The sequence below is a fragment of the Streptomyces sp. R35 genome (genome assembly GCF_041053035.1).
Taxonomy (GTDB): Bacteria; Actinomycetota; Actinomycetes; order Streptomycetales; family Streptomycetaceae; genus Streptomyces; species Streptomyces lutosisoli.
This window is the reverse complement of sequence record NZ_CP163440.1, coordinates 1,157,314-1,172,232: the sequence shown is the minus strand read 5'-3', so window position 1 is coordinate 1,172,232 and position 14,919 is coordinate 1,157,314. Positions and strand designations below refer to the sequence as shown.

Genomic DNA, 14,919 nt, shown 5'->3' with positions numbered 1-14,919 from the left:
CTGGGACGTGTCAAGCCCTTTGACAAGCTCACCCACCGTATGGAACGGTCCAGACCATGAGAGCACCGACGATTCGCGATGTCGCCGAACGGGCCGGAGTGTCGAAGTCGCTGGTCTCCCTCGTGCTGCGCGGCTCCGACCAGGTGCGTGACGAGAAGCGGCAGGCCGTGCTGGCCGCCGTCGAGGAGCTCGGCTACCGGCCCAACGCCGCCGCGCGCAGCCTCAGCGAGCGGCGCAGCCGTACGGTCGGAGTGCTCCTCAACGACATGCGCAACCCCTGGTTCGTGGAGCTGCTCGACGGTCTCAACTCCCGGCTGCACGACTCCGGGCTGCACATGCTGCTCGCCGACGGCCACCTCAACCGGCGTCTCGGCGAGGACCTCACCCGGACCTTCATGGACCTGCGGGTCGACGGTCTGATCGCCGTCGGCACCCTGCCGGCCTCGGACGCGCTGCGGACGGCGGCCGGGCGGATCCCCACCGTCGTCGCGGGCGCCCGGGAGCCAGAGCTGCCCGGTGTCGACGTCGTCGCCAATGACGACGAGCGCGGCGCCCGCCTCGCCACCGAGCACCTCATCGGCCTCGGCCACCGGCGCATCGCCCATATCGCGGGGCAGGGGATGGTCGGCGAGCTGCGCCGCCGCAGCTTCGAGGCGGTCATGCGCGAGCACGGACTGGCCGAGGAGGCGATCGTGGAGCAGGGCGACCTGACCGAGGAGGGCGGCTACCGGGCGACGGTCCGGCTGCTCAGCGCCCCTGAACGGCCCACCGCCGTCTTCGCGTTCAACGACATCGCCTGTGTCGGAGCCCTGTCGGCCGCCGAGGAGCTCGGCCTCCAGGTGCCACGCGACCTCTCCCTCGTCGGCTACGACAACACCTACCTCTCACGACTGCGGCACCTGTGGCTCACCACCGTGGACAGCGCCGGCCACGAGGTCGGCCGCCGCGCCGCTCAGTGCCTCCTCAACCGGATCGACGACCCCGCCCGCCCCGGCGAGGTCGTCCTCACCGCTCCGGCCCTCGAAGTCCGCGGCACGACGGCACCACCGCGCGGTCAGGCCGGTGCCGGGGTGTCCGGGGTGGCCGGGCCGCGGGCGGTCAGCGACGCCGACTGACTCGCTCCTCGGGCTGAAGTCCGGGGCCCGAGGTGGTCTGACCTTCCGGATCAGGCGAGGTGTCTGCCGAACCAGTCCGTGGCCAGCTCGGTGACCGATTCCAGCGTGCCGGGTTCCTCGAAGAGATGAGTGGCACCGGGGACGACGGCCAGCTGATGCTCGCAGTTCAGGCGCGCCGCGGCCTGCCGGTTGAGATCCAGCACCACGTGGTCGCGGCCCCCGACGACGAGCAGCGTCGGAGCCTTCACCTCCGGCAGCCTGGGGCCGGCCAGGTCCGGCCTGCCGCCGCGGGAGACGACTGCCGCGATGTCCGCGTCGGGCTCCGCCGCGGCCCACAGCGCGGCGGCGGCGCCTGTGCTGGCACCGAAGTAGCCGAACGCCATGTCTTGGATGCCGGGCTGTTCACGCAGCCATGCGGTCGCCCGGGTCAGGCGGCGGGCGAGCAGCGCCGTGTCGAACACGTTGTCCCGGTTCACCGCCTCGGCGTCGGTGAGCAGATCGAACAGCAGGGTGCCCAGACCGGCACGGTTCAGCCCGGTGGCGACGAAGCGGTTGCGCGGGCTCTTCCTGCTGCTGCCGCTGCCGTGGGCGAAGAGGACGACTCCGGGGGCGCCGCGGGGTACCGTCAGCCGCCCTTCGAGCTCGGCGCCCGCAGCCGGTATCCGGACCGCCCTGTCATAGGGCGCGGAATCGCGCTCCGGGGAGGCTTCGCCCGCGCCCGGCGGTGCGTCGGACATGGCGTGGGCCGCGCGGTTGTGCTCCAGACAGGCGATGACCTCCTCGTCACTCGTCTGCCCGAAGTCCGCGTAGAACTCACCGATCGCGTAGAACGGCTGGGGCGTGTCCAGACAGATACCTTCGTCCGCCTCGCCTCCGATGCGGGCCGCCCAGTCGTGCGGCGCCACGGGAATCGCCAGCACGATCCGCGACGCGCCGCGGGCGCGCGCGATCCGGCAGGCCGCCAGTGCCGTGGAGCCGGTCGCCAGACCGTCGTCCACCACCAGCACCGTCCGTCCTTCGTACCGGGCCGGCTGCCGCTCGCCCCGGTAGCGGCGGGCCCGCTGCTCCAGGACGCCGCGCTCGTGCTCCTCCACCGCGGCCAGAGCACGGTCCGTCACACCCGTGGCCCGCACCACCTTGTCGTTGATGACGCGCACGCCCTCCTCGCCGATGGCGCCCATGGCCAGCTCCGGCTGGAAGGGCACCCCCAGTTTGCGTACGAGGCAGACGTCGAGCGGAGCGCCGAGGGCCTCGGCGACCTGCGCGGCGACCACGACGCCGCCGCGGGGGAGTCCCACGACCACCAGGTCCTCGCCCTTGAGATGGTGCAGCCGGACGGCGAGCCGCCGGCCCGCTTCGATTCGGTCGGTGAAGTACATGGTCGCCTCCCGGGTGAGGTCAGGTCCTCGGGTCCCGAGTGAAGTCCGTGCCGCTCACTCCCGCGGCCCCTGGGACGGCCGGACGATGAGGGTGTCGTCCGGGTTCCGTTCGACGCGTGAGCCGTAGGCCCGGCTGATCCGGTCCAGAACGTCCCGCACCCACCGCGCGTCCTCGGCCCTCGCGCGCTCCAGCCGCATCCGCCGGGACCGCATCGGGGTGATGTTGACGTCGTGGAATCTGCCGTCCTCCGGGTTCACGGTGACGAAGTACAGCAGCCGGAGGTCGTCCCGGTACTCCTCGCGGCCGCCGATGCCCTCGTAGTCGTTGATCAGGTCGCCGCAGCCGTGGGTGATGAGCTTTCCCCGGTACGACTCCAGCGGCCGAGGATGGTGCGAGGAGTGCCCGTGTACGACGTCCGCGCCGCCGTCGATGAGCGCATGGCCGAAAGCGGACCTGGTCACGCGGGATGAGATAGCCCCAGTTGGAGCCCCAGTGGACCGAGACGACCACGATGTCGCCCGGCCGCTTGGCCGGACGCAGCCGGGCGGTGATCCCGGCCGCGGCGGCGTCCGACGGCTCGGCGACGAAGTCGACCCCGCTGCGCTCTGCCGTGGCGGCCCAGCCGCGGGGTATGCCGCTGGAGGCCATCCCCACGGAGAGGACCAGGACGCGCCCGCCACCGGCGACGGGGACGATCGCGGGCCGCCGGGCCTCCTCGGCGTCCCGGCCCGCCCCCGCCGAGCGAAGCCCCGCGTCCGCCAGGGCGTCGAGGGTCTCCTCCAGCCCGCGGCGGCCGTAGTCCAGCACATGGTTGTTGGCCAGGGCGCAGACGTGCGGACGGGCCGCGGCCAGGGCGGGCAGGTTGGCCGGGTGCATCCGGTAGTGGACCTCTTTGGCGGGCGCGATCTCGTCGTTCCGCGTGACGGCGGTCTCCAGGTTGAGGATCCGGGCGTCGGGCGCCGCCGCGTCGAGCACGTCCAGAGCGTCGCCCCACGGCCAGGGGAAGCCGACCGGCTGGGGAATCATGCCGTTCGCCGCCTCGGCCAGCTCCACATAGGCGCGGGCGTCCTTGATGTACGACTCCGGCAGCTCCGGATCGCCGGGGTGCGGAAGGATCTGGTCGACTCCGCGGCCGAGCATCACGTCACCGGCCAGGAACAGCGTGACGAGGTCACCGCCCATTCCTCCAGGCTAGGCCGGTCCGGCGGGTATTGCTTCCGGGCCGCGAGCACACTCCTGACCAGGGACTACGGGAGGCCTCTGCACCGGTGCTCCCAGCAGTCCGGTCAGCAGGGCGTCGGTCGCCGGGCGCAGCAGATGTCTGCCCTCGGGCGCCGACTCCAGGCCGACGACCAGGGCGAGGCAGATGTCGGCGGCCTCGGCGGGTTCGACGCCGGCCAGGGAGTCCGCCTCGGCGAAGAGGGTGATCAGGAGGCGGCGCAGCTCGCCGGTGAAGGCGTGGCAGATGTCACCGAACAACCGGGCCTTCTCGTCGAGGAGTTCGGCCGTGTGCGGGGAGTCCCCGGCCAGCCGGCCCACCAGGTCGAGCTTGGCCGCGAGGACGCCCCGGACGCGTTCGGTGTGCGGGGTGTCCCCGGTGGCCGCCTGCCGGGCCCGGCCGAGCGCCTGCTCGTGCAGGCGTCCGGCGAGGCGGCGGAAGGCGTCGTCCTTGCCACGCACGTACTGGTAGACCGCTGACCGGGACACGCCCATGGTGGAGGCGATGTCGTCCATCGTGGTGCGCCGTACGCCGTACCTGGTCAGGCACTCGTAGGCGGCGTCGAGGACCTCGTCGAGCCGGTCGGTGGCCATCGTCAGGCCAGCTTCTTCAGCAGCTCGGCCGCGAGCGGGGCGGAGGAGGACGGGTTCTGGCCGGTGACCAGATTGCGGTCGACCACCACCTTGGGGGCCCACGGCTCGCCCTCCTGGAAGTCGACGCCCGCCTCGACGAGCCGGTCCTGGAGCAGCCACTTCGCCCGGGCGGCGAGACCCGCCTGCGTCTCCTCGGCGTTGGTGAAGGCGGAGACCCGGTAGCCCGCGAAGGCGTTGCCGCCGTCCTCGCGGGTGGCGGCGAGCAGCGCGGCCGGGGCGTGGCATACGACACCGAGCGGCTTGCCCGAGTCGAGCGCGAGGGTGAGGAGGCGGCCGGAGTCGGCGTTGACCGCGAGGTCCTCCATCGGGCCGTGGCCGCCGGGGTAGAAGACGGCCGCGTAGTCGTCCAGGTCCACTTCCTCCAGCTTGATCGGCTGCTGGAGCTCGGCGATCGACGCGAGGGCGCCGGCGATCCGGTCGGCGCCCTCCTGCCCGCCGTTCACCTCGGGCGCCAGGCTTCCCTGGTCCACGGTCGGCACGACGCCGCCCGGCGTGGCGACGACGACCTCGTGGCCCGCGGCCTTGAAGGCCTCGTACGGGGCGACGGCCTCTTCGGCCCAGAAGCCGGTCGGGTGCCGGGTGCCGTCGGCGAGCGTCCAGTGGTCGACGCCGGTCATCACGAAAAGGATCTTCGACATGGTGTGTTCTCCGGGGGAGCGGGCCCTGGCGGACCTGGGGAGCGTTCTTGGCCGTACGCCCTGACGTTCTGCGCTCAGATCGTCAGGGCGGCGATGTCCTCGACGGTATGCGTGTCGGACATAGGTGACCAATAAGAAACCCGCTCGCAGGCATAGGGGATCCAATACCGCGCCGGGAATACGGCGGGCGGCCCCGCCCCGAGGCTGGACGCCGGGAACATGCACGATTAATCTCATCCGCACCTAGACAACTGGTTGAGTAGAAGAGGTGGGCGTGATGCATTCCTTCCGCAAGGCCGTGGAGGCCGGAGATTTCGCCGCGATCGAGGAGATGCTGGCCGAGGACGTGGTGTTCACCAGCCCCGTCGCCTTCAAGCCCTACCCGGGCAAGGCGATCACCGCGGCCATCCTGCGCGGCGTCTCCCGTGTCTTCACCGACTTCCGGTACGTACGCGAGATCGCCGGCGCCGACGGCCGGGACCACGCGCTGGTCTTCGAGGCGAAGGTGGGCGACAAGCAGCTCACCGGCTGCGACTTCCTGCACTTCGACGAGGACGGCCGGATCGACGACTTCATGGTCATGGTCCGTCCGCTGACGGCGGCCCAGGCGCTCTCCGAGGCGATGGGGGCGCAGTTCGAGCGGATCTCACGGGAGGTGGCGGAGGCGGCTGGCGCGTGAGCGGCGACGCACTCTGATGGTCGACGGGTCAGCCCGGCTCCCCGAGCGGGCGTCCCGCGCGAACGTTCCAGCGACCCGCGCGGCCGCTGAACTCCGTGGCGGTCAGCGGTGGCACGTCGACGCGCCAGAAGGCCGACTCCGGCGCTCCCAACACCCGTACCACCAAAGCCCGTACGACCTCCGGCTCCACCACGGCGACGGTTCGCCCGGTGACGTCGGAGGCCGTGTCCAGCCAGCCCGCCACCCGGTCGCAGAACGCCCGCACCGACTCCCCGTCGTGCGGCGCGGATCCGGGATCGGCAAGCCACCGTGCCACCGCCTCCGGCTCCTTCGCGCTCACCTCGTCGAGGGTCGCCCCGCGCCAGCGGCCCACGTCCAGACCGGCCAACTCCGGTGGGTCCTCAGGGGTGTCGAGGCCGAGCGCGCCCGCGGTCTCGCGGCACCGCACGGTGGGGGAGACCCACAGCCGGGCCGCGGCCGGAACACTGTCCGCGGCCGCCCGCGCGAGCCGCAGCCCCGAGGCGTCGACCGGACATCCGTCGTCGAAGCGGGCCTCGCGCAGTGCCTCGCTGATCGCCGCTGAGATCAGGATCACTCGGCTCGTCATCCACATCCACTTTCCTGTGCAAAACCCTTGTGCGGTACGGGAACCGGCCACGCGGCCGGGTCAGGGGCGCACGCCGTGCCCCTCATGCGCCCTTGGCCGGATCCCCGCCACGCGGTACGGTCTCGTCGATATTGACGACGGTTCGGCGGAAGTCCGGTGGAAATCCGGCACGGTCGCGCCACTGTAAGCCCATCAAGAACCACTCCCGCCAGGGGTGGTGAAGGTCGAGCAAGTCAGACCCGCGGCCGTCGTCCTGTGCACCACCAAGATGGGACGCGAGTTCCCCAGGAGGTTCTGCCCCATGGCGCAGTCCGTCGCTCAGCCGACCGCTACCCCCACCGCCGTTCCCGCGAAGCTGCCGATCGGCGCGATCGCCCCCTGGGCGGTCTTCTTCGGCATCCTGATGCTGGTCCTGCTCTACTTCGTCGGCGCCGAACAGGGCGCCACCTCCCTCGTGTCCGGCGAGAACGTGCACGAGTGGGTGCACGACGCCCGCCACCTGCTCGGCTTCCCCTGCCACTGACGGCGAAGAGGAAACGTACGAGCTCATGAATTCCGCAACTGTCAGAAACCTCCTGGTGCGTGGCATGCTCGCGGGTCTCGCCGCGGGCCTGCTCGCCCTGGTCGTCGCCTACTTCCTGGGTGAGCCGCGCGTGGACTCGGCGATCGCCTACGAGGAGGCGCACTCGCACGAGCACGGCATGGAGATCGTCTCCCGCACGATGCAGTCCACCGGCGGCCTGGCCACCGGTGTCCTCGTCTACGGGGTCTCGTTCGGCGGGATCGCCGCCCTCGCGTACTGCTTCGCGCTGGGCAGGATCGGCCGGTTCGGGCCGCGCGCCAGCGCGCTCCTGCTGTCGGCGGCGGGCCTGCTCGCCGTCTACGTAGTGCCGTTCCTGAAGTACCCGGCCAACCCGCCGTCCGTCGGCGACCCCGACACCATCGGCAAGCGCACGACCCTGTACTTCCTGATGATGGTGCTCAGCGTGCTGCTCGCCGTCGCCACGGTCATCCTGGGCAAGCGCCTCGCGCCGCGCCTGGGCAACTGGAACGCGACGCTCGCGGCGGGCGCGTTCTTCGTCCTCGCCATCGGCCTCGCGTACGCGTTCCTGCCGGCCGTCAACGAGGTCCCGAAGGACTTCTCCGCCACCCTGCTCTGGCAGTTCCGCCTCGCGGCCCTGGCCATCCAGCTGACCCTGTGGACCGCCTTCGGTCTGGTCTTCGGGGTGCTGGCGGAGCGGGTGCTGGCTCCACGACCAGCCACCGTGCGGGAGAAGGAGCCCGCCGCGGAGGCAACTCCCGTCGCTCACTGAGCAGTTGAAAAAGGGCGGTCCCGGTCGTCGACCCGGGCCGCCCTTCTCGTTCAGATCAGCCGCTCGAAGCCGTCCAGCATCGCCGTGAGGCCGATGTCGAAGTGTTCGTCGATCTCCGTGTCGTCGGCCGCGCGGGCGAGGACGTTGTACGCGGGCGATTCGGGCGCGGGCTTCTTGCTGCGGCTCTGCGAACCGAGCCGCACCACCGCCAGGCTCAGCGCGTGCCCGATGGTGAACTCGCGCAGACAGCGAGCGATCTGCAGGGCGTGGGTCGGGGTGAAGCCCCTGGCCTGAAGCAGCTCGATGATCCGTACGCCCGTGTCGATCGATGCACGCGAGCGCACCGGACGGGTCGCGAAGACCGAGACCGCCTGCGGATGGCGGAGCAGCGTGTCGCGCAGCCGCAGGCAGTACTGCTCGGAGACCGCCCGCCAAGTGTCGTCCCAGGGCAGCGAGTCGACGTCGAGCTCGTCGAAGAGCGCCTCCGCGATGCCGTCGAACAGCTCCTCCTGGTCCCGGAAGTAGCGGTACACCGCCATCGGGTCGACCCCGAGCCCCGCGCCGAGCTTGCGCATCGAGAAGTTGCCGAGGCCGTTGGCGTCGATCAGGGCCAGTGCGGCGGCGGCGATGTACGTCCGGTTCAGCGCCGGTCTGACGCGCGGGGACGGCCGCGTGTCCGCCGCGCTGCCCTTGTCGGTCTTCATGAGGAGAGTTGGTCCAGAATCGTGGTCAGCCGCTGGGTGAATTCCTCCGGAAGCTGCTGGTAGACCGTGTGGCCTCCGGGGAACTCCTCGCATGCTACGCCGAGCAGCTCGCTCAGGACGTGAGCGGGACGGTGGTAGGGGCGCCCTTCGCTGTCGCGGCCCGTGGCGAGGCGCCAGGGGATGCCCACGTCCCGCAGGGCATCGAGGTCGGGCTGGTACGCGAAGCAGAACTCGGGCAGTTCCCGCTCGACGAGGATGCGGGAGTTGCCCAGGATGCGGGTCATGGTGTCCGGCTCGCGACCGGTCACCCGCTGCGCGGCACCGGCGGTGGCCAGCATCACGCGGGAGGTCGCGGCGATCAGCGCCTGGCCCCTCGGCGACACGAACATCCGCGGCGGCTGCGGAAGCGTCATCGCGCCGAACGCGGCCGACGCCCGCAGCGGACCCTTCTCCCGGCCGAGCCGTTCGATGTCCTCCATGGCCTGTCGCTCCGGGCTGTCCAAGGGCAGCACCTGCATGAGCGGCGGCTCGTGGACGACGGCGCCGAGCAGTCGCCCGGAGTGGTGCGCCAGCAGTTCCAGCGCGATGATCGCGCCCCCGCTGTTGCCGAAGACGTACGCCTGGTCGATGCCGTAGTGGTCGAGGATTGCGATCACGTCGTCGGCCTGCTGGGGGACGTCGATGCGTGCCGCCGGATCGGCGAGCGGGCTGCGGGAGTTGCCGCGCCGGTCGTAGGTGATCACCGTGAACCGCTCGGCGAGCAGCGGCACGACGTCCTCGAACATGCCCGCGTCGCCACCGCCGCCCGGTACCAGCACCAGGGCGGGGCCCTGCCCGACACGCTCCGTGTGCAGTCGCGCGCAGGAGACCAGGACGGTCGTCGACCGCGCGACACCCGCCTGTTCACGAACGGACTCGTGTTTGCCCATCTGAGTTCTCATTTCACTTCGTGCCTTGAGATGTGATTATGTCTACGCCGTAGGTTAAGTCTACGGTGTAGTTCATCGATTTCAGAATGGAGGAATTCCAGTCATGGGCGCGGAAGCGGCGGACGGGAAGACCACGCTGTCGGCGACGGACGGACGGGCCCGCAGAAGGCGGGCGTACGGGCGTGGATACGCGGTGCTGATGTACACCGTGGCCCTGGTCTACTTCGGGCAGGCCGTCCTGGCCGGCCAGTTCCTTTCGGGCAGCTACGACGCGTTGCGCTGGCACCAGTACGGCGCGACCCTCACGGACGCACTTCTGTTCTGCGCGCTCGTCGTCGGCGCGCTGCTCCGCCGGCACGGCAAGGGAAAGCTGTGGCCGTTTCTGGCGGCGCTCACCCTGCTGCTGGCCAATCAGGCCCAGAACGGCGCGGGGGCCGCCCGGCTGCTGTCCCTGCACATACCACTCGGCGTCGCGATGATCGCGGGCGCGTTCCTGGTCGCCCTGCGGGTACGGCACGCCGGTGAGCCCGCCGACACTGGGACCTCCGCGTGAGCGGGCGCGTCTCCCGGCGCTCCCTGCTGCTGGGCACCGGAGCCGCCGCGCTGACCATCGGCGGATCGGCCGTGCTGGCCTTCGGCTTCCGCGGTACGACATCGACCGGCACCCTGCTGCCCAGCCAGGTCCCGCTGCCCGAGGCGTTCCGGAAGCCGCTGACGGTGCCGCCGGTGCTGAAGCCCACCAGCTCGGCCGACGGCACGGACACCTACGAGATCACCCAGCGCGAGGCGACCGCCGAGATCATCGACGGCCTGCGCACCCCGATCTGGGGGTACGACGGCATCTTCCCCGGCCCGACCCTGGTCACCCGGCGCGGCCGCCGAACCGTCGTGCGGCACCGCAACGAACTCCCCGTCCCCACCGTCGTCCACCTGCACGGCGGCAGGAACGCCCAGCGGCACGACGGCTACCCCACCGACCAGATCCTGCCGACGAGCGGCGCGCACATGAGCGCGCACCACGGCGGCGGCGATGTCAGCCACGGCACGCGCACCTACGAGTACGACACCGACCAGCGGGCGGCCACCCTCTGGTACCACGACCACCGGATGGACTTCACCGGCCCGAGCGTGTGGCGCGGCCTCGCCGGGCTGCACCTGATCACCGACGACGAGGAACGGGCCCTGCCGCTCCCGGACGGCGACCGCGACCTGCCCCTCGTCATCATGGACCGGTCCTTCGCGGCGGACGGCGGCCTGCGCTATCCCAGCGTCGACAAGGACCTGGACAAGACGCCGGGGGTGACCTCCGGATACGAGGCAGGCGTCCTCGGTGACGTCGTCCTGGTCAACGGAACTCCCTGGCCGTACAGGGAAGTCGACGCCGTCCGCCACCGGCTGCGCCTGCTCAACGCCTCCAACGCGCGCCGCTACCGGCTGCGCCTCGACCCGGCCCCGGACGGCGTGCACGAGCCGTTCGTGCAGGTGGCCTCCGACGGAGGGCTCCTCGCCCGGCCGCTGACCCATCCGTACCTCGATCTCGCCTCGGCCGAACGGCAGGAAGTCGTCGTCGACTTCTCGCGCTACCGCGTGGGCCAGAAGGTGCGGCTGGTGAACGACTTCGGCGAGGGATCCACCCGCCAGGTGATGGAGTTCCGCATCGCGCGCAAGGCCAAGGACGACAGCCACGTGCCGCGCACACTCTCGGTGATCGAGCCACTGGATCCCGGACGGGCCGTCAGGGAACGGGACATGGTCTTCCAGTCCAAGTCGATCGGGGACAACCACGGCTGGACCATCAACGGCGAGCCCTTCTCCGTGGACCATGTGCACGCGGCGCCACGTCTCGGCGACATCGAGATATGGAACCTGTACGCGGACTTCCACCATCCGATCCATCTGCACCTGGTGCACTTCCAGGTACTCAACCGCGGCACCAAGGAACCCGGGCGGTTCGACCACGGCTGGAAGGACACCCTGGACCTGTGGCCCGCCGAACAGGCCCGGATCATCGCGCGGTTCGACGGCCACCGCGGCAAGTACGTCTTCCACTGCCACAACCTGGAGCACGAGGACATGATGATGATGGGCAACTTCGAGGTCCGCTGAGCGTGCGCCACCCCCGGTACGGGGGTGCGCCGAGCGCGAGTCGAGCAGTGCTCCAGGCCCGTTCATGGCGGCGGGCATACGTTCGGCGCACCTCACCGAGTTCACTTCCGGGTGGGAGCGACGACCGAGTCAGCCCAGGAGAGCCATGTCCCGCCGTCTGTTCACCTCGGAGTCCGTGACCGAGGGCCATCCCGACAAGATCGCCGACCAGATCAGCGACGCGATTCTGGACGCGTTGCTGAAGGAGGACCCGGCCTCGCGTGTGGCCGTGGAGACGTTGATCACGACCGGTCTGGTGCATGTGGCCGGGGAGGTCTCCACCCGGGCGTACGCGCCGATCGCGCAGCTGGTGCGGGAGAAGATCCTCGACATCGGCTACGACTCCTCGAAGAAGGGCTTCGACGGCTCCTCGTGCGGGGTGTCGGTGTCCATCGGCGCGCAGTCCCCGGACATCGCGCAGGGTGTGGACACCGGCGGCGCGGGGGACCAGGGCCTGATGTTCGGCTACGCGTGCGACGACACGCCGGAGTTGATGCCGCTGCCGATCCAGCTCGCCCACCGGCTGTCGCGCCGGCTGTCCGAGGTGCGGAAGAACGGTGCGATCCCGTATCTGCGGCCGGACGGCAAGACCCAGGTCACCATCGAGTACGACGGTGAGCGCGCGGTGCGTCTGGACACAGTCGTGGTGTCCTCGCAGCACGCGGCGGACATCGATCTGGAGACGCTGCTGGCCCCCGACATCCGCGAGTTTGTGGTCGAGCCGGAGCTGAAGGCCCTCCTCGACGATGGCATCAAGCTGGACATCGAGGGCTACCGGCTGCTGGTGAACCCGACCGGACGTTTCGAGATCGGCGGCCCGATGGGCGACGCCGGCCTGACCGGCCGGAAGATCATCATCGACACGTACGGGGGCTACGCCCGGCACGGCGGTGGCGCGTTCTCCGGCAAGGACCCCTCCAAGGTGGACCGTTCGGCGGCGTACGCGATGCGCTGGGTGGCGAAGAACGTCGTCTCCGCCGGGCTGGCCCGGCGCTGCGAGGTCCAGGTCGCCTACGCCATCGGCCGGGCGGAACCGGTCGGTCTGTTCGTGGAGACCTTCGGTACCGCGACCGTCGACGCGCGGAAGATCGAGGACGCGATCACCGAGGTCTTCGACCTCCGTCCGGCGGCCATCATCCGCGACCTCGACCTGCTGCGCCCGATCTACGCGCAGACCGCCGCGTACGGCCACTTCGGCCGCGAACTGCCCGACTTCACCTGGGAGCGCACCGACCGCGTCGACGCGCTGCGCAACGCCGCCGGGCTCTGACCCCACACCCGCCGACCGACGGTTCAAGGAGATCCCCGTGCGCATCGCCGTCACCGGATCGATCGCGACCGACCACCTCATGACGTTTCCCGGACGCTTCGTCGAGCAGCTGATGAGCGAGCACCTGGAGAAGGTGTCGTTGTCGTTCCTCGCCGACGCACTGGAGATCAGGCGCGGCGGAGTGGCCGCCAACATCTCCGTGGGCCTCGGACGGCTCGGACTCACCCCGGTCCTGGTGGGCGCGGCCGGCGTCGACTTCGCCGAGTACCGCGACTGGCTGCGCGCCAACGGCGTCGACACCGAGTCGGTGCGGGTGAGCGCGACCCGGCACACGGCCCGCTTCGTGTGCACCACCGACGCCGACCAGAACCAGATCGCCACCTTCTACGCCGGGGCGATGGCGGAGGCACGCGAAATCGCCCTGGCGAGCGTCGTCCGACGCGTCGGCGGGCTCGGCCTGGTGATGGTCGGGCCCGACGATCCCGAAGCGATGCTCCAGCACACCGACGCCTGCCGGGCACTCGGCCTGGACTTCGGGGCCGACCCCTCGCAGCAACTCGCCCGGCTGGGACGGGAGGAGACCCGGCGCCTCGTCGACGGGGCCCGCTTCCTGTTCACCAACGCCTACGAAGCGGCCCTGATCCAGGAGCGCACCGGCTGGACCACCCCGGACATCCTTGAGCGGGTGGGCAGCTGGATCGTCACGCACGGCGCGGAGGGCGTCAGCGTCTCCCGCGCCGGCCGGACGGAGCTGCGGATCCCCGCCGTCGAGGCGGCCGGGATCGTGGACCCGACCGGCGCCGGAGACGGCTTCCGCGCCGGCTTCCTCGCGGGCACCTCCTGGGGATGGCCGCACGAACGGGCCGCCCAACTCGGCTGCGCGCTGGCGACGTTGGTGCTCGAGTCCCTCGGCACGCAGGAGTACAAGCTGTCCACCGCCGATCTGCACCTGAGGATCGAGGAGGCCTACGGGCCCGCGGCGGCCGCCGAGATCACCCACGACCTGGAGAGGCGATGACCATCAAAGAGTGCCGCATCTGCGGCAACCGCACCCTGCTGCCGATACTCGACCTGGGGGCGCAGGCCCTCACCGGCATCTTCCCGCGCAGCCGCGACGAGGAAGTCCCCGCCGTGCCCCTCGAACTCGTCCGCTGCTCGCCCGACGGCTGCGGCCTCGTCCAGCTGCGGCACACCGCCGACTTCGGGCTGATGTACGGCGAGGGGTACGGATACCGGTCCGGGCTCGGCGAGTTCATGATCCGCCACCTCGGGAGCAAGGCCGCCCTGCTCACCGAACTCGCCGGCCTCGGCCGTGACGACCTCGTCCTCGACATCGGCAGCAACGACTCCACCCTGCTGCGCGCCTACCCGGCGGACGGTCCCACCCTGGTCGGCATCGATCCGACGGGCGAGAACTTCCGCGAGTACTACCCCGACCATGTCACGCTGATCCCGGAGTTCTTCTCCAGGGAGGCCTTCGCCGGCCACTTCGGCAGCCGCAAGGCCAAGGTCGTCACCTCCATCGCCATGTTCTACGACCTGCCGCGCCCCCTCGACTTCATGCGGGACGTCCACGACGTCCTCGCCGACGACGGAGTGTGGCTGCTGGAACAGAGCTACATGCCGGCCATGCTCGAAGCCACCGCGTACGACGTGGTGTGCCACGAACACCTCGAGTACTACGCCCTGCGGCAGATCGAGTGGATGGCCGAGCGCACCGGACTGACCGTCATCCGCGCCGAGTTGAACGAGGTGTACGGCGGCAGCCTCTGCGTCGTCCTGGCCAAGAACCCCGGCCGGCACCGCGTCGACGAGGCCGGGATCGCCGCCATCCGCGCCCGCGAGGCCGCGCTCGGACTGGACACCATGGCTCCGTTCGAGGCGTTCGCGCACCGGGCGGTGGAATACCGCGACGGGCTGCGCGACTTCCTCGACACCTCCCGCGCGGCGGGCAAGCTGACCCTCGGATACGGGGCTTCCACCAAGGGCAACGTGATCCTCCAGTACTGCGGGATCACCGAACGGGACCTGCCGTGCATCGGCGAGGTCAACAAGGACAAGGACGGCTGCTTCACCCCCGGCACGGGGATCCCCATCGTCACCGAGGCCGAGGCCAAGTCGCGCCGCCCCGACCAACTGCTCGTGCTGCCCTGGATCTACCGGGACGGCTTCGTCGAGCGGGAGCAGGCCTACCGGGAGAGCGGCGGCAAACTGGTCTTCCCGCTGCCTGAACTCACCATCATGTGAGCTACAGGGATTTGATCAAC

The 14,919-nt window shown here is 70.6% G+C and carries 15 protein-coding genes, 1 pseudogene and 1 riboswitch; of the genes and pseudogenes, 9 read left to right on the top strand and 7 right to left on the bottom strand.

The genetic code is table 11. The features are described 5' to 3' along the window. The first annotated feature begins 56 nt into the window (after positions 1 to 56). The gene (locus tag AB5J50_RS05720) at positions 57 to 1,115 is read left to right on the top strand and encodes a LacI family DNA-binding transcriptional regulator (protein ID WP_369255487.1); all 1,059 of its coding nucleotides are present in this window, start codon (positions 57 to 59) and stop codon (positions 1,113 to 1,115) included. A gap of 50 nt (positions 1,116 to 1,165) precedes the next feature. Here the strand turns inward: AB5J50_RS05720 and AB5J50_RS05715 are convergent, their stop codons facing one another. From AB5J50_RS05715 to AB5J50_RS05700, 4 genes and pseudogenes are all read right to left on the bottom strand, one after another. Then, complete coding sequence (locus tag AB5J50_RS05715; protein WP_369255485.1) at positions 1,166 to 2,494, bottom strand: phosphoribosyltransferase family protein; 1,329 nt, start codon at positions 2,492 to 2,494, stop codon at positions 1,166 to 1,168. 54 nt (positions 2,495 to 2,548) lie between these two features. After that, a pseudogene (locus AB5J50_RS05710) lies at positions 2,549 to 3,677 on the bottom strand (CapA family protein). Between the two features lie 9 nt (positions 3,678 to 3,686). Continuing rightward, positions 3,687 to 4,307: a TetR/AcrR family transcriptional regulator gene (locus tag AB5J50_RS05705; RefSeq protein ID WP_369255483.1), complete on the bottom strand. Its 621-nt coding sequence runs from the start codon at positions 4,305 to 4,307 to the stop codon at positions 3,687 to 3,689. Positions 4,308 to 4,309: 2 nt separating this feature from the next. Then, positions 4,310 to 5,005 (bottom strand): type 1 glutamine amidotransferase domain-containing protein, encoded by a 696-nt coding sequence (locus AB5J50_RS05700; RefSeq protein WP_369255481.1) that lies wholly within the window; start codon positions 5,003 to 5,005, stop codon positions 4,310 to 4,312. Positions 5,006 to 5,282: 277 nt separating this feature from the next. Between AB5J50_RS05700 and AB5J50_RS05695 the strand changes: the two genes are divergently transcribed. Continuing rightward, the gene (locus AB5J50_RS05695; protein ID WP_369255479.1) at positions 5,283 to 5,684 is read left to right on the top strand and encodes a nuclear transport factor 2 family protein; all 402 of its coding nucleotides are present in this window, start codon (positions 5,283 to 5,285) and stop codon (positions 5,682 to 5,684) included. A gap of 28 nt (positions 5,685 to 5,712) precedes the next feature. Here AB5J50_RS05695 and AB5J50_RS05690 read toward each other — a convergent pair whose 3' ends face one another. Beyond that, positions 5,713 to 6,291 carry a histidine phosphatase family protein gene (locus AB5J50_RS05690; protein ID WP_369255477.1) on the bottom strand — a complete coding sequence of 193 codons (579 nt, stop codon included), beginning with the start codon at positions 6,289 to 6,291 and terminating at the stop codon, positions 5,713 to 5,715. A gap of 100 nt (positions 6,292 to 6,391) precedes the next feature. Continuing rightward, positions 6,392 to 6,556, top strand: a riboswitch (cobalamin riboswitch). A 36-nt stretch (positions 6,557 to 6,592) separates the two neighbouring features. Here AB5J50_RS05690 and AB5J50_RS05685 point away from each other — a divergent pair. Both AB5J50_RS05685 and AB5J50_RS05680 read left to right on the top strand, forming a co-directional pair. Continuing rightward, positions 6,593 to 6,814: a CbtB-domain containing protein gene (locus AB5J50_RS05685; RefSeq protein ID WP_327426512.1), complete on the top strand. Its 222-nt coding sequence runs from the start codon at positions 6,593 to 6,595 to the stop codon at positions 6,812 to 6,814. Positions 6,815 to 6,839: 25 nt separating this feature from the next. Then, positions 6,840 to 7,604: a CbtA family protein gene (locus tag AB5J50_RS05680; RefSeq protein ID WP_327426511.1), complete on the top strand. Its 765-nt coding sequence runs from the start codon at positions 6,840 to 6,842 to the stop codon at positions 7,602 to 7,604. Positions 7,605 to 7,654: 50 nt separating this feature from the next. On the opposite strand, the gene AB5J50_RS05675 is transcribed toward AB5J50_RS05680, so the two are convergent. Both AB5J50_RS05675 and AB5J50_RS05670 read right to left on the bottom strand, forming a co-directional pair. After that, on the bottom strand, positions 7,655 to 8,308 hold the full coding sequence (locus AB5J50_RS05675) for a TetR/AcrR family transcriptional regulator C-terminal domain-containing protein (protein ID WP_369255475.1): 654 nt from the start codon (positions 8,306 to 8,308) through the stop codon (positions 7,655 to 7,657). Continuing rightward, positions 8,305 to 9,237 carry an alpha/beta fold hydrolase gene (locus tag AB5J50_RS05670; RefSeq protein WP_369255473.1) on the bottom strand — a complete coding sequence of 311 codons (933 nt, stop codon included), beginning with the start codon at positions 9,235 to 9,237 and terminating at the stop codon, positions 8,305 to 8,307. The genes AB5J50_RS05675 and AB5J50_RS05670 overlap by 4 nt, the downstream gene beginning before the upstream one ends. Positions 9,238 to 9,340: 103 nt before the next feature. Here AB5J50_RS05670 and AB5J50_RS05665 point away from each other — a divergent pair, with 103 nt between their 5' ends. The 5 genes from AB5J50_RS05665 (at position 9,341) to AB5J50_RS05645 (ending at position 14,899) form a co-directional block, all read left to right on the top strand. Then, positions 9,341 to 9,790 (top strand): hypothetical protein, encoded by a 450-nt coding sequence (locus AB5J50_RS05665; protein ID WP_369255471.1) that lies wholly within the window; start codon positions 9,341 to 9,343, stop codon positions 9,788 to 9,790. After that, entirely contained in the window at positions 9,787 to 11,343 is a 1,557-nt protein-coding gene (locus tag AB5J50_RS05660) for a multicopper oxidase family protein (RefSeq protein WP_369255469.1), read from the top strand. Before AB5J50_RS05665 ends, AB5J50_RS05660 begins: the two co-directional genes overlap by 4 nt. 145 nt (positions 11,344 to 11,488) lie before the next feature. After that, positions 11,489 to 12,652, top strand: a complete 1,164-nt coding sequence (gene metK / locus AB5J50_RS05655) for a methionine adenosyltransferase (protein ID WP_369255467.1) — start codon at positions 11,489 to 11,491, stop codon at positions 12,650 to 12,652. Positions 12,653 to 12,689: 37 nt separating this feature from the next. Continuing rightward, the gene (locus AB5J50_RS05650; RefSeq protein ID WP_369255465.1) at positions 12,690 to 13,670 is read left to right on the top strand and encodes a carbohydrate kinase family protein; all 981 of its coding nucleotides are present in this window, start codon (positions 12,690 to 12,692) and stop codon (positions 13,668 to 13,670) included. Continuing rightward, complete coding sequence (locus tag AB5J50_RS05645) at positions 13,667 to 14,899, top strand: class I SAM-dependent methyltransferase (RefSeq protein WP_369255463.1); 1,233 nt, start codon at positions 13,667 to 13,669, stop codon at positions 14,897 to 14,899. Before AB5J50_RS05650 ends, AB5J50_RS05645 begins: the two co-directional genes overlap by 4 nt. Positions 14,900 to 14,919 lie beyond the last annotated feature (20 nt).